Source organism: Streptomyces sp. NPDC048434 (assembly GCF_043200375.1).
Classification (GTDB): domain Bacteria; phylum Actinomycetota; class Actinomycetes; order Streptomycetales; family Streptomycetaceae; genus Streptomyces.
Window position 1 is genome coordinate 1 of the sequence record NZ_JBICXQ010000029.1, and the last position, 20,993, is coordinate 20,993.

Here is a 20,993-nt window from a genome sequence, read left to right on the forward strand (position 1 = left end):
TGCGTTTCCGACTCTATCAGATCCTTGCGGGCCCGATTTTCGCCGGTGCGTTTCCGCCTTTCGGCTTCTTCGCGTTTCCGACTCTACCAGATCCGTTTCCGTGTCTGGCCCCTGTCGGAGCGGGGTCGGCCGTTCGGCTTTCGCTTTCCGGCCTTTCCGACTCTATCAGATCCTATTTCGTTCCGTTGCCGGTCCGAATTCGTTTCCGATTCCCCGTCGGAGGGGGTCCGCCGTGGTGCGGCTATTTGATCTGCCGCGCCTTTCGGCGTGATCACTACTTTAGCGGAATTCCTCGTTGACGCATAATCACGTCACGGTCCGAATTCCGGCATACCGAAATCAGTCCCGGTGAGGGGCCGTGCAGTAGTGGTGTGCCGCGAAGCGGCGGATGGCTGCCCGGTTCCTGTCGGCTCCGTGGCAACCCGGAGGACACTACACGAGGGGTTGGGGTTGTTCAAACCCGTGCCCGGCATGGGCCGACGGGGTACTTTGAGCGCATGACTACGCATGCGCTCGTACAGCAGTGGTGGCTCGCCTGACGGCGGCCGACCAGCAGCGCATGCATGACCACGGCCGCCGCTTCGGCGGCCGTTCGCGTATCTCCCTCTCGCAGCCGGCCGGCGAGGCCGGCGGTCTCGGCACGCACTCAGCGGAGTGCAGGAGCTCGGGAGAGAAGAAGAATGAACGAGATGGCGACGGCGGTCGGGGCGCGTACGCGGATCTTCAGTGGGGTGCAGCCGACGGGGCATCTGACGCTGGGGAACTACCTCGGGGCGATGCGGCGGTGGGTCGTGACGGATCAGCATCGTGCGGATGCGCTGTTCTGTGTGGTGGATCTGCATGCGCTGACCGTGGAGCACGATCCGGCGCGGGTGCGGCGGCTCAGTCGGCAGGCCGCGACGTTGCTGCTGGCCGCGGGGCTGGATCCGGAGCTCTGCACGGTTTTCGTGCAGAGCCAGGTCGATGAGCATCTGCGGCTGTCGTATCTGATGGAGTGCACCGCCTCCGACGGGGAGATGCGGCGCATGGTCCAGTACAAGGAGAAGGCCGCGGCCGTGCAGGCGCGCGGCGGGAGTGTGCGGCTGTCGTTGCTGACGTATCCGGCGCTGATGGCGGCGGACATCCTGGCGTACGGCACGCATGAGGTGCCGGTCGGGGGCGATCAGGCGCAGCATCTGGAGCTGGCGCGGGATCTGGCGGTGCGGTTCAACCAGCGGTACGGGGCGACGTTCGTGGTGCCCCGGGCCACGCTTCCGGCGGTGGCGGCGCGGGTGATGGATCTGCAGGAGCCGACGTCGAAGATGGGGAAGTCGCATGCCCGGACCGCGGGGACCGTCTATGTGCTGGACGAGCCCGACGCCGTGCGGAAGAAGGTGTTGCGGGCGGTGACGGATTCGGGGCGGGATGTCGCGTACGAGCCGGAGCAGCGTCCGGGGGTGGCGAATTTGCTGGAGGTGCTGGCCGCGTGTGCGGGCGGTGATCCGCAGCGGCTGGCCGGGGAGTACGACTCGTGCGGCGCGTTGAAGAAGGATGTGGCGGAGGCCGTGGTGGAGATGTTCCGGCCGGTGCGGGCACGGCATGCGGAGCTGGCGGCGGACCCCGGGTATGTCGATGCCGTCCTGCTGGCGGGGGCCGAGCGGGCCCGGGGGCTGGCCAAGCCGCGGGTGGACGCGGCGTTCGAGGCGGTGGGGTTGCGGCCCATGAAGTGAGGGGCGGTGGGGCCCCTCTTCCGGTCCCCCGGTCTTGAGGGGAAGGGGCCCGCCGCGAGGGCGGGCCCCTTCTCGCGTCGGCGGTGTCGGCTTCTCGCGTCGGCGTCCTCGGCGTCTCGCGCCGGCCGTGCCTCGCGTCGGGGGTGTCAGCCCTTGCCCGAGGCCAGTTCGCGGCTGCGGTCGCGGGCGGCCTCCAGGGCGGCGATCAGGGCGGCGCGTACGCCGTGGTTTTCGAGTTCGCGGATGGCGTTGATGGTGGTGCCGGCCGGGGAGGTGACGTTCTCGCGGAGCTTGACGGGGTGTTCGCCGCTGTCGCGGAGCATCACCGCGGCGCCGATGGCGGCCTGGACGATGAGGTCGTGGGCCTTGTCGCGGGGCAGGCCGAGGAGGATGCCGGCGTCGGTCATGGCCTCGACGAGGAAGTAGAAGTACGCCGGGCCCGAGCCGGAGAGCGCGGTGCAGGCGTCCTGCTGGGACTCCGGGACGCGGAGGGTCTTGCCGACGCCGGAGAAGATCTCCTCGGCGCGGGTGAGGTGGGCGCCGGTGGCGTGGGTGCCGGCGGAGATGACGGACATCGCCTCGTCGACGAGGGCGGGGGTGTTCGTCATGACCCGTACGACCGGGGTGCCGGCGGCCAGGCGCTCCTCGAAGTAGGAGGTGGGGATGCCGGCGGCGCCGCTGATGACCAGGCGGTCGGTGGGGACGTGCGGGGCCAGCTCGACCAGGAGGGTGCCCATGTCCTGGGGCTTGACGGTGAGGATGAGGGTGTCGGCGGACTTGGCGGCCTCGGCGTTGCTGACCACTTCGACGCCGTAGCGGGCGTGCAGCTGCTCGGCACGTTCCCGGCGGCGGGCGGTGACCAGGAGGTCGGAGGGCGCCCAGCCGCCTCGGATCATTCCGCTGAGCAGGGCTTCGCCGATTTTGCCGGTGCCGAGTACGGCGACCTTCTGGGTCATGCTGCGGTTCACCTCGCCGTGGTGCGTGCCTGGTCGGTTGTCCCGTCATCCTCGCACCTGGGGGCGCGAGGTGCCGGGGCGTATCGAGGGCCGGGACGGTGTCAGGTCGTACGGCGGCGGAGGGTGGCGGCGCCGACGGCGAGGACGAGGAGGGCGCAGCCGCTGACGATGACCGCGTCGCGGATGAAGTCGCCGGTGATGTCGGGGTGTTTGAGGACCTCGTTCATACCGTCGACGGCGTAGGACATCGGGAGGACGTCGGAGATCGCCTCAAGGGCCGGCTGCATGGTGTCGCGTGGGGTGAACAGGCCGCAGAGCAGCAGCTGGGGCATCAGGACGGCGGGCATGAACTGGACGGCCTGGAATTCGGAGGCGGCGAAGGCCGAGACGAACAGGCCGAGCGCGGTGCCGAGGAGGGCGTCCAGGACGGCGACGAGCAGCAGCAGCCAGGGGGAGCCGATGATGTCGAGGCCGAGGACCCAGACGGACAGGGCCGTGGCGAGGGCCGACTGGACGATCGCCAGCAGGCCGAAGGCCAGGGCGTAGCCGCTGATCAGGTCGGCCTTGCCGAGGGGCATGGCGAGCAGGCGTTCCAGAGTTCCCGAGGTGCGTTCGCGCAGGGTGGCGATGGAGGTCACCAGGAACATCGTGATCATCGGGAAGATGCCGAGGAGCGAGGCGCCGATGCTGTTGAAGGTCTCCGGGCGGGCGTCGAAGACGTAGCGCAGCAGGGCGATCATCACGCACGGGACGACGAGCATCATCGCGATGGTGCGCGGGTCGTGGCGCAGCTGGCGCAGGACCCGGGCGGCGGTGGCCAGGGTGCGGGACGGGGAGAACGGGGCGGTGGCGGAGTGCGGCGCGCCGGCGGGGAGGGGTGCGGTGGTCATCGCGCTGACTCCTTGGGGGTGGCGGTGCCGGGGGCCGGCGGCCGGCCCGCGGACCTGGCCTCGTCGACCAGATGGAGGAAGGCGGCCTCGACGGTGGCGGAGCCGGTGCGGTCACGGAGCGCGTCGGGTGCGCCGTCGGCGAGGATGCGGCCCTCGCGCATCAGGAGCAGCCGGTGGCAGCGCTCGGCCTCGTCCATGACGTGCGAGGAGACGAGGAGGGTGGCACCGCGGTCGGTGGCGAGGGTGTGGAAGAGGTGCCACAGGTCGCGGCGGAGGACGGGGTCCAGGCCGACGGTGGGTTCGTCGAGGACGAGGAGTTCCGGGGCGCCGAGCAGGGCCACCGCGAGGGAGACCCGGCTGCGCTGGCCGCCGGAGAGGTTGCCGGCGAGGGCGTCGGCGCGGCCGGTGAGGTCGACGTCCTCGATGACGCGGGTGACGCTCTCGCGGCGCCGGGCGCGGGCGGCCCGGCCGGGGTGCAGGACGGCGGCGAAGTAGTCGAGGTTCTGGCGGACGGTGAGGTCGTCGTATACGGACGGGTCCTGGGTGACATAGCCGATGCGGGGGCGCAGCCGGGGGTCGCCCGCGGGGTGGCCGAGGACGTCGAGGGTGCCGGTGACCTTGGCCTGGGTGCCGACGACGGCGCGCATCAGGGTGGATTTGCCGCAGCCGGAGGGGCCGAGGAGGCCGGTGATCCGGCCGCGGGGCACGTCGAAGGTGAGGGCGTCGAGGACGGTGCGGCCGCCTCGGACGACGGTGAGGTCGTGGGCGTGGACGGCGGGGTCACGGCCATAATTCATCATGCGATGAATACTGCTCCGGGCGGGGTGGCCCGTCAACCCGTACGGACGCGGTGGGCGGGGCGGGATGGAGGGCGAGGTGACGAGCGGGACGGAGGGGGCGGAGTCGGGGAAGTCGGCCCGTGGGGGCCGATGGGCCGTTGGGAGGGCGAGGCGGCGGAGTGGGGTGCGAGGGCGGCGCATGAGGAGGCGGCGCGGACACCGGCGGGCGCCGGAGTGAAGGGAACCGGCCGTCCCTGGTCGATAACTCCGCGTTTACAGGGTGGTTACATACCGAGTTGCGGTCCTGCGTGTCCGCTTGGACACAATGGGGTGACCTGTCCAGCCGCGCCGGAAGGGGCGACGATGGCGAAGACCCGGGTTGGCGGCCTCGGCCGGCTCCTGTTGATCGTCATGGCCGTCGTACTTGCCCTGCCGACCCTCGCCGAGGGCGCGTACGGAGAGAGCGCGTCGGCCGCCCCGGCCGCGAACGGCGCCGTCCGGCCCGGTCCCGCGGGCACCGCGCCGTTGGCGTCGGACACCTCGGAACACCCGGAACCCGGCGGCGACCGCTGCCAGCCGCGCCGTGGCGGCCGTTCCACGGCCATGGTCTCCGCTCCGAGGCCACCGGTCACGACCGTGTCGACCACCGGCCCGGTACACACCGAGTGCGGGCTGCGGGTGACCGTCCCGCTGACCGGCCGGCAGGCGGTCCCCCTGTCGAGATCCGGCGAACTGCCGGTCCATCACCTCGTCTTCCGCTGCTGAGAGCTGAGAGCTGCCCCCAAGGGCCTCCCCCGGCCCGCGCATCCGACGGATCCAGCCGTCATCCCCCTTCATGGCGCGCGCCTCGTGGCGCTGCGCGGCAGCAGACGAGCGCCGGCCGCAGGCCGCCCGTCTCCGGCTTGCTGCCCGCGCCGCTCCGCGTCCGCTCGTGCGTTCCGTGCGTCCCGTGCGTATCCGTGCGCCACCGCATCTCGCACTCGCTGGAGGCATCCTCATGCGTAGGTTCCGTGTTGCCCGACTCCGCTCGTTCCGGCCGTCCATACCGTCACGGCAAGCGCTGTCGCTCTGGCGTGCCGATGTCACCGCCTCGCTCGTGGTCTTTCTCGTCGCCGTCCCGTTGTGCGTCGGGGTGGCCGTGGCGTCCGGGGTGCCGGCCGAACTGGGGCTGGTCACCGGGATCGTGGGCGGGCTGTTCACCGGGTTACTGCCCGGCAGCAGTCTCCAGGTCAGCGGCCCGGCGGCCGGGCTGACCGTGCTGGTCTACGAGGCCGTGCAGGAGTACGGGCTCGGCACGCTGGGCGCGCTGGTGCTGATCGCCGGGGTGCTCCAGCTGGCCATGGGGGCGCTGCGGCTGGGGCGCTGGTTCCGGGCCATCTCCGTGGCGGTCGTCCAGGGGATGCTCGCCGGTATCGGGCTGGTGCTGATCGCCGGGCAGCTGTACGCCCTGGCGGACGCCAAGGCGCCGGGCAGCGGGCCGGCGAATCTGGGCGGGCTGCCGAAACTCGCGGCGGACACCGCCGGGTCCGGCGCCGCGCTCGCGGCGCTGGCGGTGGGCGCGGGGACCATCGTGCTGCTGGTGGTGTGGCCGAAGTGGCGGCGGGCGGCGCGCGTGGTGCCGGCGCCGCTGGTGGCGGTGGCGCTGTCAACGGCCGTGGTGTGCGTGCTGGATCTGCCGGTGGCCCGGGTCGAGGTGGCGGGCCTGCTGGAAGTCGTCCAGCCGCCGGGCGGCGCGGACTTCCTGCGGCTGACGGAGGCGGGGGCGGTGGCCGGTGCGCTGGGCACCGTCCTGGCGTTCACCCTGATCGCGTCGGCGGAGTCGCTGTTCAGCGCGGCCGCGGTGGACCGGCTGCACGACGGGCCGCGGACCGATTACGACAAGGAGCTGATGGCCCAGGGCGCGGGCAACACGGTGTGCGGGCTGCTGGGGGCGCTGCCGATGACCGCGGTGATCGTCCGCAGCGCCGCGAATGTGCAGGCCGGGGCGCGGACGAAGGCCTCGCGGGTGCTGCACGGTGTGTGGCTGCTCGTCTTCGCGGTGGCCTTCCCGGCGGCTCTGGGCGTGGTGCCGGTCGCGGCGCTGGCCGGCGTATTGGTGCATGCGGGCGGCAAGTTGCTCCCGGTGAAGCAGTGGCGTCCGCTGTGGCGGGAGCATCGCGGTGAGGCCGTGGTGCTCGCCGCGACGGCGGTGGCGATCGTGGCCACCAACATGTTCGAGGGGGTGCTGCTGGGGCTGCTGATGGCCGTCGCCAAGTCGGCGTGGGAGACCTCGCACGTGCACCTGGAGATCGTCGGGCTGGACGAGCCGGCGGCACCCGCCACCGGAGACACCACGGCCGGCGACGCCACGGCCAACTGCGGAACGGGCGCCCCGGGACCCCGGCGCCCCATCCGCGTACGGGCCCTCGGCCATGCCACCTTCCTGCGACTGCCGAAACTGCTCGACCAGTTGGAGGCGCTGCCCGAGGACCGGGAGATCGAGCTGGACCTGTCCGGGCTGCGGCATCTCGACCATGCGTGCGCGGCCGCGCTGGGCAGCTGGGAGGAACAGCGGCGCGGACCGGACGGGACCAACCGGCAGAAAACCCCTTCCATCGCCCCGTAAGGCGATCTAAGCGGAAGGGACCGGTGTTACGGCGGAAATGACCGTAGGGTCGGGATGCCTGTGACCGCCGACCCTTGGAGTGCTGTGAATCGCCGGCCCTTCCGCTCCTGCGGCGCGACCGCCGCCCTGTCCGTCGCCCTGCTGCTCTCCTCGTGCGCGAGCGGCGCCGTGGGCGTCCAGGGGGCGGCGGGCAGCGGCGGGGTGGGCGATCCGCTCTTCCCGGCACTCGGCAACGGCGGCTATCAGGTGCGCCACTACGGGCTCGATCTCGACTACGACGTGAAGAAGAGGCGGCTGGACGCGACCGCCGACATCACCTCCGAGGCCACCAAGGACCTGCGCTCCTTCCAACTCGATCTGCAGGGGCTGCGGGTGTCGGACGTACGGGTCGACGGCAGGGACGCCGCGTTCTCCCGTAAGGGGCACAAGCTGATCGTCCGGCCCGTCGAGGGCCTCAGGAAGGGCGCCGAGTTCCGTACGACCGTCGACTACGCGGGAACGCCGCAGGAGTTGAAGGATCCGGACGGTACGACGGAGGGGTGGGTCAAGACCCCCGACGGGGCGTTCGTCTCGGGCGAGCCCGCCGGGTCCATGACGTGGTACCCCGGCAACAACCACCCGGGGGACAAGGCGACCTACGGCTTCAAGATCACTGTGCCGAAGGGCTATACGGCTGTCGCCAACGGGGACTACCGGTCGGAGAAGGTGGCCAAGGGCCGGGCCACCTTCGAGTGGCACAACGGGCAGCCCATGGCCAGTTACCTCGCCACCGCCTCCATCGGCAGATTCGATGTCCACAGGTCCCGTACGCGCGACGGGCTGCCGCTGTATGTCGCGGTGGACCCGGCGGAGGCCAAGGCGAGCAAGAAGCCGCTGGAGCGGCTGCCGGAGATCGTGAAGTGGGAGAGCGGGCTGTTCGGCCCCTACCCCTTCTCCTCCGCGGGCGCGATCGTCGATCACACACCGGCCCGGATCACCTGGGTGGCGCTGGAGTCCCAGACCAAGCCGGTCTACGCCGGGGCGCCGGACACCACGACCGTGGTGCACGAGATGGCCCACCAGTGGTTCGGCGACTCGGTGACGCCGAAGACCTGGAAGGACACCTGGCTCAACGAGGGCTTCGCGACCTACGCCGAGTGGCTGTGGGCGGAGCACAAGGGCGGCAAGACCCCGCAGCAGCAGTTCGATGCGCTCTACCGCTCCAAGAACAAGGAAGTCTGGGCCTTCCCGCCGGGCAATCCCGGCAAGCCGAAGAATGTGACCGGCACGGCCGTCTACACGCGGGGCGCGATGGTGCTCCAGCAGCTGCGGAACGCCGTCGGCGACAAGACCTTCTTCAAGATCCTCAGGGAGTGGGCCGCCAAGTACCGCTACTCCAATGCCGACTCGCGGGAATTCATCGCCTTCTGCCAGGCGCGCACGGACGTGGATCTGACCGGGCTGTTCAACGTGTGGCTGTACGGCAAGGGGAAGCCGGAGCGGGTGTACTGAGCCTGGGTCTCCTCGTAGCGGGAGGGGTGAGCGGGCGCCTCGATGGCAGGTGCCGCCCCTCAGCCGATGCCCGGGATCAGCGGGATGACGTCCGGCCGGCGGGCCGCCAGCCGCAGGACGCGGACGGCGTTGCGGACCACCTGCTCCTTGACCCGGGCGGCCGGACGGCCCGTCAGCACCCGCTCGCGCGGGGTGTCGTCGCCCCGTACCGACTGGATCAGACCGTCGTGCCGCCCCAGACTCACGCACTGCACGAAGAACCCGTACGACAGCGGGCGGGGTTCGGTGCCGCGGGACTCGGCGATGATCGCGCCGGCCACCTGCGAACCGGTGGGCAGCGCGGTGGCGCAGGACATCCGCAGGGCCCCGGCGCGGGGCGTGCGGGCCGCGGCCGCGTCGCCCGCGGCATAGATGTCGGGGTGGCTGGCCGAGCGCAGCGCCGCATCGACCAGGATCCGGCCGGTGGCCGGGTCGGTGTCCAGGCCCGCGTCCCGCGCGAGACCGCCGGCGGCGGCCATGGCGCCGGTCCACAGCACGGCGTCGGCGTCCACGGCATCCCCGCCGGCGATCCGGCGGCCCTCCTCGACGCGGACCTGCAGCCGGCCGAGGACGGTACGGACATGGGCCCGGCCACGGGCCGACAGACCGCCGCCGATCTCGCCTCCGGTCAGCAGCCGGACCTGCCACCCGGGGTGGGCCTCGGCGATCTCGGCGGCCATCTCGATGCCGGTCAGCCCGCCGCCGACCACGGCCAGCGCCCCCGGGCCGTCCCGCAGCCGCTTGTGGAGGGCGGCGGCGCTCTCGGCGGTGAAGGCCCGCTCCCACGGCGCACGGTCGCCGGCTCCTGCGGGCCCGGTGCCGCCCAGGTCGGTGTGGCTGCCGAGGGCGTAGACCAGCCGGTCGTAGAGGAGGGTGCGGCCGCAGTCCGTGTGCACGGCGCGGGCTCCCGGGTCGAGGGCGGTGGCACGGGCGGCGAGATGCTCGATGCCGGTGCCGCGCAGCATCGCGGCCCGGGAGTGGTCCACTTCGGGGCGGCCGGCGGCCAGTTCGTGCAGCCGCACCCGTTCGGTGAACCGGTCGCCGGGGTCGACCAGGGTCACCCGCGCATACGGGGCGAGCCGCAGCGCGGCCATGGTGCCCGCGTAGCCGCCACCGAGGACCACGACCCGCAGCCGCTGCCTCGCCACGCTCTTCATGCTGCCTCCTGGGTTCGGGGCGCCGCACCGGGTGGTGCGCGGCGTCGGAAGGGGGACGACGCGGGGCGGCGAAGTGTGACAGCGGGCCGGGCGACCGGTTCGCGCCCCGGCCCGCCGGCCGCCGCCCTACAGCCGGTCGAGGTCGAGGTGGCCGAGCTTGTCGGGGTTGATGACGGCGTCCACCTCCGTGATCCGCCCGGCGTGGACGGTGAAGGCGAACACCCCGGACTGCTCGCCCGCCGGGTCGACGAAGACCAGCCCGGTGGCTCCGTTGACCTCCGTCAACGCGACCCGCAGACCCTCCCGTTGGGTGCCGCGGGTGACCAGGCCCCGCACATAGCGGGCGACCTTCTCGCGGCCCAGCACCGGCCGGCGGGCGGCACTCACCTTGCCGCCGCCGTCCGAACGCCAGACGATCTCCGGGTCGAGGACGGACAGCAGCGCGTCGAGATCACCGCCCATGACGGCGGACAGGAACGCCTCGACGGTGCGGCGGTGCTCCGCGCGGTCGACGGTACGGCGCGGCGCCTCGGCCCGTACCCGCTTGCGGGCGCGGGAGGCCAACTGCCGTACGGATTCCGGGGTGCGGCCGACCGCCTCGGCGATCTCCGGGAAGGGGACCGCGAAGACGTCGTGGAGGATGAAGGCGGTGCGCTCGGCCGGGGTGAGCCGCTCCAGGACGGTGAGCAGCGCCATCCCGACGGATTCGTCGAGGGTGATCCGGTCCTCGGGGCCGCCGGGGGCCTCCTGGCCCCCCGTGCCGACGGGCACCGGGCCCCTGGCGCCGTCGAGCAGCGGCTCCGGCAGCCAGGGCCCGACGTAGGTCTCGCGGCGGGCGCGGGCCGAGCCCAGCAGGTCATAACAGATACGGCTCACCACGGTGGTGAGAAAGCCGCGCGGGCTGACCACCGGCGGCTCGTCGGGCAGCGCCTGCCAGCGCAGCCAGGCCTCCTGTACGGCGTCATCGGCGTCGGTGACCGTGCCCATGATCCGGTAGGCGATGGCCCACAGCCGCCCGCGCTGCTCCTCGAACTGCGCGAGCCGGTTGGTGTCCGGCGCGCCTTTCCGTCCGCCCGTACCCGCCTCCGTCGCCGTCCCTGTCTCCGTCTCCGTCTCCGGCTGCGCCATCGCCCGCTCCTCCGCTTCCGTTCCCGGTCGTCCGGTCGTCCGGCCGTCCGGCCCTTCGCCCTGACGGCATGCGGCGTCCGCCCTGACGACATGCGGCGTCCGCCGGGAGACGACGAGCCGTCCGCCGATCAGACGAGGCACCGGCCTTCGCGCCGGGGCTTCCGCCCTTACGACCCTTACGACGAGGCAGGCGGCCGGAGTGTGACAGTCAGGTCGAGCGCATAGGCCTCCTCGACGATGCCGCCGGGGAAGATCTCCAGCAGGGCCGTCCGCTCGGCCTCCAGGACGGGGGCCGCGGCCGCCGGGCCGATGGCGGAGAAGTACGAGCGGCTGCCCAGCATCGCGAGATGGGTGTCGAGGGGGACCCGCCGCGTCCAGTGCAGGACCCGGAGGGCGGGATCCAAGTCGAGGCCGAGGCCGCGGATCAGGTCGGGGGCCTCCGGCGAGACCCCGTGGCCGTGGTACTCGGGCAGCCGGCGGGCGATCCGGGCCTCCTGTTCGGCGGCCCAGTCGACGTCCTGGTCAGGGATGTTCCACCACAGTGCGAGCGCACCGCCGGGCCGCAGCACCCGCATCGCCTCGGGGACGGAGCGGGCCGGGTCGGTCCAGTGCCAGGCCTGTGCGTAGCCGACGAGGTCGAAGCCCGCGTCGTCGGAGAACGGCAGCGCGTCGCCCAGGGCGCGGACGAGCGGGGTGCCGGGGTGGGCAGCGCGCAGTTCGGCGGCCATGCCGGGGCCCGGCTCCACGGCGGTGACCTGGGCCCCGCGCCCGGTGAGCAGCCCGGTCGCGATACCGGTCCCGGCTCCGACGTCCAGCACCCGCGCCCCGGCCAGCGGCTGCCCGGCAAGCTCCTCGATCGCGTCGAAGAGGGCCGGTGGATAGCCGGGGCGGGCGGCGGCGTACTGGGCGGCCACCGCGTCGAACGACCGGGCGAGGGTGGCGTGGTCCGGTACCGGGGAGGGCGGTAAGGGCTGGGACGCCGGGGGCAGTTGCTCCTGAGCAGTTCGGTGCGGCATACGGCTCATCCTGCCAACGGCACCGAGCGCGCGCGGGGACCGGCGAAAAAGTCGGAACAGGTTTTTGTGGACCTGGTCGGTCCGGAACACGGCGGGCGGGCCGCGCCACTGTGCCGGTCCGGATCCTCGACGAGACGCACCGGGAGCCGCGCGAGGGTTCCACCCGAGGGCCGCCCGCCACGCCGAGGACGCGAAGGGCCAAGCCGCCCGCCACGTCAGCGGTGCCCGTCGGTCAGCGGCACGAACCGTTGGTCAACGGCGCTTCTTGGGCCGGAACTTCTTGGCTGCCGGGTTGCCGGTACGGGCGCCACGACGGCGTTCGTACCGCTCGCGGGCCGCCGTGTGCTCGGCGCGGTGCAGCTTCTCCCCCGGGGCCTCGACGAGGCTGCGGCAGAAGTAGGCGAGCAGCGAGCCGATGAAGCCGATCAGCATCAGGCCCTGGGAGGACTTGTCGGCCGCGCTCCGGGCGGCCGGATCGGGGCGGCGCACGAAGCCGTCCCAGGTGCGGCGGAAGGCCAGCGCGCTGCAGATGGCGAAGCCCGCGACGACGAGGATGCCGACGAACGAGCCGACGGCGGCGATCTCCAGGCCCTGGAACGCAAAGCGCAGGACGACCGCGCCGGCCGCGGCGAGCGCGAGCGAGCCCACCGCGACGCCGGCCCGGCGCAGGCCGTAGCCGCCGTCGTGGTGGATCCATGTGGTGCCGAAGAACCGGATCTCCTCCGGTTCCGGGCCGCCGGGCCCGGCATCGGCGGGCGCCCGGCCGCCGGACTCCGGGCTGCCGGACTCCGGACCGCCGGAGGGCTTCTGCTCATCGCTCATGGCAGCGATTATCCCCGGCGGGCCCGGCGGCCCCGGCGACCCGGTGCCGGAGCGACCAGCGACGCCGCGATGCCCCGGAGCCGCAATACGACAGCCGCGCGGAGCCGCGGCTCCACAGCCGGACCCACAGCCGGACCCGCAACCGCGGTCCCACAGCCGTGCCGCACCGCGGCTCCGCGGCTGTGCGGCCCCGCGCCTCAGGTCATGCAGCGCGGCGCGACCATGCCGCTGCTGCCCGTCCGGACGTACGCATCGGCGACATATTGGCCGGGCGCGATGTTGTCCCAGATGTCCGAGGTGCCGTACGGGCCGCTGACCGACTGGCCGTACTGCTGGCAGCGGATCTGGATCCGGGCACCCTCGCCCAGCTGGCGCACGACCGGGTAGTTGGTGCCGGGGCCCTGGCGGACCTTGAGGCGGTAGCCGGGTGCGACGGGATAGGTGAGACCGCCGGCCGCGGCGGCGAGCACCTGGTCGCCGGCCTGTTCCACGGCGCCCTGTTGGTCCTGAGTCGTCATTTCGTTTTCCCCCGTTGATCAAGCTCATGAAAGAGCTCATGAAAGAGCCCGTGAAGAAGCTCCTGATGGAGCTCCTGACGATGCACGTCCGGAGACCCGCTTCGGTTTCGCAACGCGCACGCTAGCAAGCCTCGTTCATGTCGTACGCGCCATCGACTAGGCTCCGCGCGTCGCACCTGCGACCGAATTGGCAAGGGAACGACACGGGGGTGGAACCATGCCATCGCTGCGCGACCCCGGGGTCGGCCCGGAAGCGGAGCATCCGGAGTACGCCGGGCAATACCGCCTGGAGGCGCGGCTCGGCTCCGGCGGAATGGGTGTGGTCCATCTGGCGCGCTCGTCCTCCGGGCTGGTACTCGCGGTCAAGGTCATCCATGCCGAATTCGCCCAGGACCCTGAGTTCCGCGGGCGGTTCCGGCAGGAGGTGGCGGCCGCGCGGCGGGTCAGCGGGGCCTTCACGGCGCCCGTCGTGGATGCCGACCCGGACGCCGTACGCCCCTGGATGGCGACCCTCCACATTCCCGGCCCGACCCTTTCCGACCATGTGAAGCGGAAGGGGCCGCTGGCGCCCGCGGAAGTCCGCAGACTGGCTTCCGGACTCGCCGAGGCGTTGCGTGACATTCACCGGGCGGGGGTCGTGCACCGCGATCTCAAGCCGGGAAATGTGCTGCTGGCCGCCGATGGGCCGAAAGTCATTGATTTCGGTATCTCCCGGCCGTCCGACAGCGAAATGCGCACCGAAACCGGCAAATTGATCGGTACGCCGCCCTTCATGGCGCCCGAACAGTTCCAGCGGCCGCGTGAGGTCGGACCGGCTGCGGATGTCTTCGCGCTGGGTTCGGTGCTGGTGCACGCCGCCACCGGAAGCGGGCCCTTCGATTCGGAGAGCCCGTATCTCGTCGCCTATCAGGTAGTGCACGACGAGGCCGATCTGGCGGGCGTGCCGGAGGAGTTGGCGCCGCTGATCGAAAGCTGTCTGGCGAAGAATCCCGCGGACCGGCCGACGCCGGATGCGCTGATGGAGCTGCTGCGGACGGACGCCCCGGAGGGCGCGCCGCTGGGCGCGGCGTTCGGCGCACCGCTCGGTGGTGCGAGGACGGACCCCGCGTCGCCCGGCAGCGCGTTGCCGGACATACGGATACCGGAACAGCGGCAGCCCGTACGGGCCGCGGCCACACCCCCGCGCGCCGAGACGACGCATGTCCGTGTACCCGCGCCGGCCGAGAGCCCCGTCGGCCCCGGAGACACCGCCGACACCGGACACGCCTGCGATCCCGGACGCCCCGACGACCCCCAACGCCCCGCCCGCTCCGGCCGACCTCGCCGCTGGCCCCTGTGGGCCGCTCTCGCGCTGGTGGTGACCGGAGCCGGAACGTTCGCGGGCATCCAGGCGCTGACCCCGGCGGACCACGGGCAGGACCCCGCGCTGCAGATCCATCCGTCGCGCGCCGGCCAGGCCGACTTCCGCCCCTGGCACACCACGCTCACCAAGCGCCCCAAGGGATACGCCGCCGAGCTGCCGTTCTGCACCACCGGCTCCGGCGCCGTCTTCTGCGGCCAGCACGGCGTACTGGCCGCCCGGCTCGACCCGGGCACCGGGCGGGTCGCATGGCGGCACACGGACGACGGCTCCACCGGCAAGAACTCCCTCAAGTACGCCGCCTCACCGACTCCGCCGGCACTCTCCGGCGGCCTGCTGTACGTCTTCTCCGCCGACGCCCGCCGGCTGACGGCACTGGACCCGTCGGCCGACGGCAAGGGCGCCACCCGCTGGAGCAAGGACGTCTCCGGATACGAGGGCGGGGCCCGGATCGTCGGCGACCAGGTGCTGATGACGGCGGCGGACGGCACGGTCACCGCGCTGGACAGCGCGACCCACAAGCAGCGCTGGCACAAGCGCTTCCCCGGCCATGCGCTGCCCGCCTTCACGGCGTACGGCGATCCGCGCACCGCCTACGCCGCCGAGGCCACCCCCGACGGAACCGGCACCCAGGTCACCGCCATCGACCCGGCCGACGGCAGGGTCCGCTCGAACCGGCGGCTGCCCGGCACGCTCGCTCTGGCCGGAACCGGCGCCTCCGGAACGCTCTATCTGACCGTCACCGACCCGACGTTGTCGTACCGCACCACCGCCGTACTCCGCTACGACCCGGCCACCGGCCACACCCGGCGCCTCAAGCTGACCGCGCCACTGGACGGGGTATCCGCCGTGGTGCGCGGCGAATCGGTATACCTGCTGGCCGAGGGCGGCGCGCTGCAGGCCGTCGGCGAGCGGAAGTGGGACACCGAGACCTCGGTCAGCCGGGGCTCGGCACCCGTGGTGAACGGCAACCGGCTGTATTTCACCGCGGCGGACGGACGGCTGCTCGCCGTCGACACCCGCTCCGGCGAACTGCTGGGCCAGACACCGCCCCGGATGCACGGCCGCCACAACGGGTTCGTGGAATCGCTGCCGGCCCCGCTGGTGGACGGCCCGCGGGGCCGCGTCTACGCGGCGGCGCCGGACGGGAGCGTCTTCTCGGCAGCGGCAGCGGACCCGGCGGGCTGGTGACGGCCGGGCCCGGCCCCCGCATGGCAGGGACAGACACACGCCTCGCGCCGTACGCCCGGGACCGCGGCGACGGTCTCGGGCCCGGGGGTGCCCTTGGTGCACCTCGTGTGCGTACCGACGTGGCACGCCGGGGAGACGTACGGGGCACCCGCGCTCACCGGGCCGCCCGCTGGAGCACCGCGATGAGCTTGCGCGTCGTCTCCAGATTGCAGCGCCCCAACTCGACCAGGACGCGGGACTGTTCGTAGCCGTACGTCACCGGGTCGACGGCCAGCGACGGCAGCACGATGCCGGTCCGCTTCAGCGCGGCGGCCAGCTCCTCGCAGGCCGTCTCGGCCTCGCTCATCGTGTCGTCCGCCGCCCGTCGTTGCGTCGTCATATGTGCCGCTCCCGTCTGCCGTTTCCCTGCCTGAGACTCCGGAGCGCCACTACCGTGTGTGTTCCGGACCTCACGAGAATGGACCCGGAAAAGGGCACGAATGCCGCTTGCGGGCTGTATTTCGCGGCCACGCACCGTTAGTTCCACACCTTCCACGGAGGAGGTCGCCATGCCGCCGAGGCGAGCGGTCACCGGTCGGAGCCAGGAGCCGCGCCAACGGTTCGTCGAAGAACTCCGATTACTGCGCGCCCAGAAGGGCGACAGCCTGCGGCAGCTCGGCGACGTGCTGGGCTGGGACTGGTCGCTCTTCGGCAAGATGGAGGCCGGGCAGACCCTCGGGAGCCCGGAGGTCGCGCAGGCGCTGGACCAGCACTACGGGACGAAGGATCTCCTGCTGACGCTGTGGGAGTTGGCGGCGGGGGACCCCAAGCAGTTCAAGGAGCGGTACCGGCGATATATGACGCTGGAAGCGGAGGCGTTAAGCCTGTGGCACTTCGGCGTGAGCGTGCTTCCTGGCACGCTTCAGACGGATGGGTACGCACACGTAGTCCTAGCGGCGAGCGGCACCAAAGGCGAAGAACTGCAGCGACAGGTCGAAGCCCGCATGGGACGCCGCGAGGTGTTGATGGGTGATGATGCGCCGCCTTTCCGCACCATCCTGTCCGAGGCCGTGTTGCGCACGTCACTGGAAGATGCTGAGCAGTGGCGAACACAGCTTGAGAACCTGGCCGAGGCCGCCGAGCGTCCGAACCTCACGCTCCATGTACTGCCTCATGGCTCTGAGCCGCACGGCTTGGTAAGTACCGATGTGATGTTCCTGCGACTGCTGGACGGCCGTACCGTCGCCTACACGGAGAACGCCCACCGGGGCGAACTCATCGAGGAAACAAGTTCTGTTGAGCGTCTGCAACGCGCGTACGATGCGGTGCGTGACCTGGCGTTGAGCCCGGCCGAATCGCGGAAGTTCGTCATGCGGATGTTGGAGGAAGTGCCGTGCGAGCGATCGACCTGAGCACCGTGACCTGGCGCAAGAGCACGTACAGCAACCCGGACGGCGGTCAGTGCATCGAGGTCTCCGACGACCTCCTGACCGCCGCCACTTGGCGCAAGTCCAGCTACAGCAACCAAGACGGCGGTAACTGCGTCGAGGTAGCCGACAACCTCCCCGCCCTCGTCCCCGTCCGCGACAGCAAGGACCCCCACGGCCCCGCGCTCTTCTTCGAAGCCCCGGCCTGGTCGTCCTTCGTCGCCGCCGTGAAGAGCGGGCAGCTCCCCGGCGTCTGACGCGCCCCGGCCCTCATGGCCGGCCCGAAGACCGGCCCCCGTCGCTCGCCCGCGGCGGGGGCCGTTGCCGTAGGAGAGGCCTCCCGCGCGCCGACAGGGGGCGAACCCGGCCCCTGTCGCGCACCGCACCCGTCGGCCGTCTCTTGTCGTACCCGGCTTGTAGGTTGGCGCGCGTGAACCGTACCGATCGTCTCTATGCCCTGGTCGAGGAGCTGCGGGCGGTCGCGCCCCGCCCGCGCAGCGCCCGCTGGCTGGCCGGTCGTTTCGAGGTCAGCGTGCGCACGGTCGAACGGGACATCAACGCGCTGCAGCAGTCGGGGGTGCCGATCTATGCCGAGTCCGGCCGCACGGGCGGCTATTGCCTCGACAAGGCGCGCACGCTGCCGCCGGTCAACCTCACGCCGGGCGAGGCCGTCGCGATGGCGGTGGCGCTGCGGCGGCTGAAGGGCACTCCGTTCCAGGCCACCGCGGGCTCGGCGCTGCGCAAGCTGGTCGCGGCGATGCAGGGTGACGACGCCGCCGCGGCCCACGACCTGGCCGGCCGCATCCACCTGCTCGGGGGCGACGACGCGGGCACCCCGCCGTCGATGCCGCGCATGGTGGCCGACGCGCTGTCCACCGGCCGCGTCCTGCGTATCGGCTACGGCGACCGCGAGGGTGCCACCACGATGCGGGAGATCGAGCCGCTGGGCTACGTCGGCACGGCCACCCACTGGTATCTGGTGGCCTGGTGTCGGATGCGCGACGCCCTGCGCGCCTTCCGCACCGACCGGATCACCTCGGTCTCGGTCACCGCCGAGGTGCCCACGCCACGCTCGCTGCGCAGCGAGGACCTCGACATCCCGTACGGGATCGTCCATCAACTCACCCTGAGCTGACCGCCGAACTCTCGGCCGGCCAGGCCGGGCAGGCCCCGCCGACCGGCCGGCCCGTCGGCACGACCGCTCAGGGTCGGGCGAGCGGCGGCGTGAACACCGCGAAGTGGTTACCGGCCGGATCCAGCAGGTGCGCGAAAGTCACCCCGGCCGGGTTGGCCGCCGGCGCGCGCCGGACCTGGCCACCCGCCTCTTCGACCCGGCGGCACGTGGCCTCGACGTCCTCGACCAGCACGGTGAAGACCGCATAGTTGGGCGTCTTTCCCTGTGTCGCGAAGAGTCCACCGTGCAGTCCCTCCGTGTCGCCCGTGGTGAGGATCTGGTACGCCGGGTCCGTGCTCTTCGTGTCGTCGTGCGAGACCGTCCAGCCGAACACGTCCCCGTAGAACCGCTCCGCGGCCGCCGGGTCGTCGGTGCCGATCTCGAACCAGCCGATGCCGTTGAATCTAGGCATGTCGTCCCTCTCGTATCGCGCCGGGCGGGTCCCGGCTCGTCCCACCCTCGGGGGCGGCGGCGACAACCCCCTGTCGGTGTTTCCGCACGCACGGCCGGTGACCTCGGAGCGCGAACCAAGCAGCGGGGCGTGCGCACCGCCCCCGCCGCTCCCGGCAGACGCACAGCGAGAAGGCCCCCGTCACACGACAGGGGCCTTCTCGCTGCTGCTGACTGCTGACTGCTGACTGCTGACTGCTGACTGCTGACTGCTGACTGCTGACTGCTGACTGCTGACTGCTGAGCGTCAGCCCAGCTTGCTCACATCACGCACCGCGCCCTTGTCCGCGCTGGTCGCCATCGCCGCGTACGCGCGCAGCGCCTGGGAGACCTTGCGCTCGCGCTGCTTGGGCGCGTAGACGCCCTCCAGGGCCAGCCTGCGGGACTCCAACTCCACGTCGCCGACGAGGAGTTCGATCGTGCGGTTCGGGATGTCGATGCGGATGCGGTCGCCGTTCTCGACGAGGGCGATGGTGCCGCCGGCCGCCGCCTCGGGCGAGGCGTGGCCGATGGACAGGCCGGACGTGCCGCCGGAGAAGCGGCCGTCGGTGACCAGGGCGCAGGTCTTGCCCAGGCCGCGGCCCTTGAGGAAGGACGTCGGGTAGAGCATCTCCTGCATGCCGGGGCCGCCCTTGGGGCCCTCGTAGCGGATGACGACGACGTCGCCTTCCTTGACCTGCTTCTTGAGGATCTTGTCGACGGCCTCTTCCTGCGACTCGCAGACCACGGCCGGGCCCTCGAAGGTCCAGATGGACTCGTCGACGCCGGCGGTCTTCACGACGCAGCCGTCCTCGGCGAGGTTGCCCTTGAGGACCGCCAGGCCGCCGTCGACGGAGTAGGCGTGCGCCATGTCGCGGATGCAGCCGCCCTCGGCGTCGACGTCGAGGCTCGCCCAGCGCTCGGACTGGGAGAAGGCGGTCGCCGAACGCTTGCAGCCGGGGGCCGCGTGCCACAGCTCGACGGCCACGTCGGACGGTGAACCGCCGCGCACGTCCCAGGTCTTGAGCCACTCGTCCATCGAGGCGCTGTGCACGGTGTGCACGTCCTCGTGGAGCATGCCGGCGCGCCACAGCTCACCGAGGATGGCGGGGATACCGCCGGCCCGGTGCACGTCCTCCATGTAGTACGTGCCGCCCGGCGCGACGTTCGGCGCGACCTTCGCCAGGCACGGCACCCGGCGCGAGACCGCGTTGATGTCGTCCAGGTCGAAGCTGAGACCCGCTTCCTGCGCGGCGGCCAGCAGATGCAGGATCGTGTTCGTCGAGCCGCCCATGGCGATGTCCAGGGCCATGGCGTTCTCGAAGGAGGCGCGGGTGCCGATGTTGCGCGGCAGGACGGTGTGGTCGTCCTCGTCGTAGTGCCGCTTGGTGATCTCGACGACGGTGCGGCCGGCGTTCTCGTACAGCGCCTTGCGGGCGGTGTGGGTGGCCAGCACGGAGCCGTTGCCGGGCAGCGAGAGGCCGATCGCCTCGGTCAGGCAGTTCATGGAGTTGGCGGTGAACATGCCGGAACAGGAGCCGCAGGTCGGACAGGCGTTCTCCTCGATGCGGAGGATGTCCTCGTCCGAGATCTTGTCGTTGACGGCGTCCGAGATCGCGTCGACCAGGTCGAGGGTGCGGACCGTGCCGTCGACGAGGGTCGCCTTGCCGGACTCCATCGGGCCGCCGGAGACGAAGACCGTCGGGATGTTGAGCCGCATCGCGGCCATCAGCATGCCCGGGGTGATCTTGTCGCAGTTGGAGATGCAGATCAGCGCGTCGGCGCAGTGCGCCTCGACCATGTACTCGACGGAGTCGGCGATCAGGTCGCGGGAGGGCAGGCTGTAGAGCATGCCGCCGTGGCCCATGGCGATGCCGTCGTCGACCGCGATGGTGTTGAACTCGCGGGCGATGCCGCCGGCCTCGTGGATCGCCTCGGAGACGATCCGGCCGACCGGCTGGAGGTGGGTGTGGCCGGGCACGAACTCGGTGAAGCTGTTGGCGACGGCGATGATCGGCTTGCCGAAGTCCTCCCGCGCTACGCCGGAGGCCTGCATAAGGGCTCGGGCGCCGGCCATGTTGCGGCCATGGGTAACGGTGCGGGACCTCAGCTCGGGCACGATGGTCACTCCCTCGGGATTACGTCCGTACGACCGCCGGCGCCGGTACCTGGCCCTGCCACGTACCGGGTGGCGTCATATATCAGCTCCAGTCGAGATTACGCTCCTGATCCAAGATCTGGACAGCCTCTCCGGCATATGAGACAGCTGCCCGCACTGCGGACGCCCGCGCGACGGCCGTCCATGCAGGTCATGGCGGCGATC

Annotated in this window: 19 protein-coding genes; 8 read left to right on the forward strand and 11 right to left on the reverse strand. The window is 71.7% G+C overall.

Annotated features, from left to right (window positions below; genetic code table 11):
- The first annotated feature begins 689 nt into the window (after positions 1 to 689).
- A complete protein-coding gene (gene trpS / locus ACGFWI_RS29710) occupies positions 690 to 1,709 on the forward strand; it encodes a tryptophan--tRNA ligase (RefSeq protein ID WP_393909130.1) in 1,020 nt (339 codons plus the stop codon).
- A gap of 146 nt (positions 1,710 to 1,855) precedes the next feature.
- Here the strand turns inward: trpS and proC are convergent, their stop codons facing one another.
- The 3 genes from proC to ACGFWI_RS29725 all read right to left on the reverse strand — a co-directional run bounded on the left by proC (position 1,856) and on the right by ACGFWI_RS29725 (position 4,355).
- On the reverse strand, positions 1,856 to 2,665 hold the full coding sequence (gene proC, locus ACGFWI_RS29715; protein ID WP_393909131.1) for a pyrroline-5-carboxylate reductase: 810 nt from the start codon (positions 2,663 to 2,665) through the stop codon (positions 1,856 to 1,858).
- Positions 2,666 to 2,766: 101 nt separating this feature from the next.
- Positions 2,767 to 3,555 carry an ABC transporter permease gene (locus ACGFWI_RS29720; protein ID WP_393909132.1) on the reverse strand — a complete coding sequence of 263 codons (789 nt, stop codon included), beginning with the start codon at positions 3,553 to 3,555 and terminating at the stop codon, positions 2,767 to 2,769.
- Complete coding sequence (locus tag ACGFWI_RS29725; protein ID WP_393909133.1) at positions 3,552 to 4,355, reverse strand: ABC transporter ATP-binding protein; 804 nt, start codon at positions 4,353 to 4,355, stop codon at positions 3,552 to 3,554. Before ACGFWI_RS29725 ends, ACGFWI_RS29720 begins: the two co-directional genes overlap by 4 nt.
- Before the next feature lie 342 nt (positions 4,356 to 4,697).
- Here ACGFWI_RS29725 and ACGFWI_RS29730 point away from each other — a divergent pair, with 342 nt between their 5' ends.
- The 3 genes from ACGFWI_RS29730 (at position 4,698) to ACGFWI_RS29740 (ending at position 8,430) form a co-directional block, all read left to right on the forward strand.
- Positions 4,698 to 5,099: a hypothetical protein gene (locus ACGFWI_RS29730; RefSeq protein WP_393909134.1), complete on the forward strand. Its 402-nt coding sequence runs from the start codon at positions 4,698 to 4,700 to the stop codon at positions 5,097 to 5,099.
- Positions 5,100 to 5,331: 232 nt separating this feature from the next.
- Positions 5,332 to 6,939 carry a SulP family inorganic anion transporter gene (locus tag ACGFWI_RS29735; RefSeq protein ID WP_393909135.1) on the forward strand — a complete coding sequence of 536 codons (1,608 nt, stop codon included), beginning with the start codon at positions 5,332 to 5,334 and terminating at the stop codon, positions 6,937 to 6,939.
- A gap of 54 nt (positions 6,940 to 6,993) precedes the next feature.
- On the forward strand, positions 6,994 to 8,430 hold the full coding sequence (locus tag ACGFWI_RS29740; RefSeq protein WP_393909136.1) for a M1 family metallopeptidase: 1,437 nt from the start codon (positions 6,994 to 6,996) through the stop codon (positions 8,428 to 8,430).
- A 59-nt stretch (positions 8,431 to 8,489) separates the two neighbouring features.
- On the opposite strand, the gene ACGFWI_RS29745 is transcribed toward ACGFWI_RS29740, so the two are convergent.
- The 5 genes from ACGFWI_RS29745 to ACGFWI_RS29765 form a co-directional block, all read right to left on the reverse strand.
- Entirely contained in the window at positions 8,490 to 9,626 is a 1,137-nt protein-coding gene (locus ACGFWI_RS29745) for an NAD(P)/FAD-dependent oxidoreductase (RefSeq protein ID WP_393909137.1), read from the reverse strand.
- Between the two features lie 126 nt (positions 9,627 to 9,752).
- A complete protein-coding gene (gene sigJ, locus ACGFWI_RS29750) occupies positions 9,753 to 10,754 on the reverse strand; it encodes an RNA polymerase sigma factor SigJ (protein ID WP_393909138.1) in 1,002 nt (333 codons plus the stop codon).
- 176 nt (positions 10,755 to 10,930) lie between these two features.
- Positions 10,931 to 11,770 carry a class I SAM-dependent methyltransferase gene (locus ACGFWI_RS29755; protein ID WP_393909139.1) on the reverse strand — a complete coding sequence of 280 codons (840 nt, stop codon included), beginning with the start codon at positions 11,768 to 11,770 and terminating at the stop codon, positions 10,931 to 10,933.
- A 252-nt stretch (positions 11,771 to 12,022) separates the two neighbouring features.
- Complete coding sequence (locus ACGFWI_RS29760) at positions 12,023 to 12,592, reverse strand: hypothetical protein (RefSeq protein ID WP_393909140.1); 570 nt, start codon at positions 12,590 to 12,592, stop codon at positions 12,023 to 12,025.
- 197 nt (positions 12,593 to 12,789) lie between these two features.
- A complete protein-coding gene (locus ACGFWI_RS29765; RefSeq protein ID WP_393909141.1) occupies positions 12,790 to 13,110 on the reverse strand; it encodes a peptidase in 321 nt (106 codons plus the stop codon).
- A gap of 217 nt (positions 13,111 to 13,327) precedes the next feature.
- On the opposite strand from ACGFWI_RS29765, the gene ACGFWI_RS29770 reads away from it, so the two are divergent.
- Positions 13,328 to 15,661 (forward strand): PQQ-binding-like beta-propeller repeat protein, encoded by a 2,334-nt coding sequence (locus ACGFWI_RS29770; protein ID WP_393909142.1) that lies wholly within the window; start codon positions 13,328 to 13,330, stop codon positions 15,659 to 15,661.
- Between the two features lie 154 nt (positions 15,662 to 15,815).
- Here the strand turns inward: ACGFWI_RS29770 and ACGFWI_RS29775 are convergent, their stop codons facing one another.
- Positions 15,816 to 16,040: a hypothetical protein gene (locus tag ACGFWI_RS29775; protein WP_393909143.1), complete on the reverse strand. Its 225-nt coding sequence runs from the start codon at positions 16,038 to 16,040 to the stop codon at positions 15,816 to 15,818.
- Between the two features lie 169 nt (positions 16,041 to 16,209).
- Between ACGFWI_RS29775 and ACGFWI_RS29780 the strand changes: the two genes are divergently transcribed.
- The 3 genes from ACGFWI_RS29780 to ACGFWI_RS29790 all read left to right on the forward strand — a co-directional run bounded on the left by ACGFWI_RS29780 (position 16,210) and on the right by ACGFWI_RS29790 (position 18,202).
- Positions 16,210 to 17,052 carry a helix-turn-helix domain-containing protein gene (locus tag ACGFWI_RS29780; RefSeq protein WP_393909144.1) on the forward strand — a complete coding sequence of 281 codons (843 nt, stop codon included), beginning with the start codon at positions 16,210 to 16,212 and terminating at the stop codon, positions 17,050 to 17,052.
- A complete protein-coding gene (locus ACGFWI_RS29785) occupies positions 17,034 to 17,324 on the forward strand; it encodes a DUF397 domain-containing protein (protein WP_393909145.1) in 291 nt (96 codons plus the stop codon). The genes ACGFWI_RS29780 and ACGFWI_RS29785 overlap by 19 nt, the downstream gene beginning before the upstream one ends.
- A 173-nt stretch (positions 17,325 to 17,497) precedes the next feature.
- The gene (locus ACGFWI_RS29790) at positions 17,498 to 18,202 is read left to right on the forward strand and encodes a helix-turn-helix transcriptional regulator (protein WP_393909146.1); all 705 of its coding nucleotides are present in this window, start codon (positions 17,498 to 17,500) and stop codon (positions 18,200 to 18,202) included.
- A 67-nt stretch (positions 18,203 to 18,269) separates the two neighbouring features.
- Here the strand turns inward: ACGFWI_RS29790 and ACGFWI_RS29795 are convergent, their stop codons facing one another.
- On the reverse strand, positions 18,270 to 18,653 hold the full coding sequence (locus tag ACGFWI_RS29795; RefSeq protein WP_393909147.1) for a VOC family protein: 384 nt from the start codon (positions 18,651 to 18,653) through the stop codon (positions 18,270 to 18,272).
- A gap of 285 nt (positions 18,654 to 18,938) precedes the next feature.
- Positions 18,939 to 20,789: a dihydroxy-acid dehydratase gene (ilvD, locus tag ACGFWI_RS29800; protein WP_393909148.1), complete on the reverse strand. Its 1,851-nt coding sequence runs from the start codon at positions 20,787 to 20,789 to the stop codon at positions 18,939 to 18,941.
- Between the last annotated feature and the right edge of the window lie 204 nt (positions 20,790 to 20,993).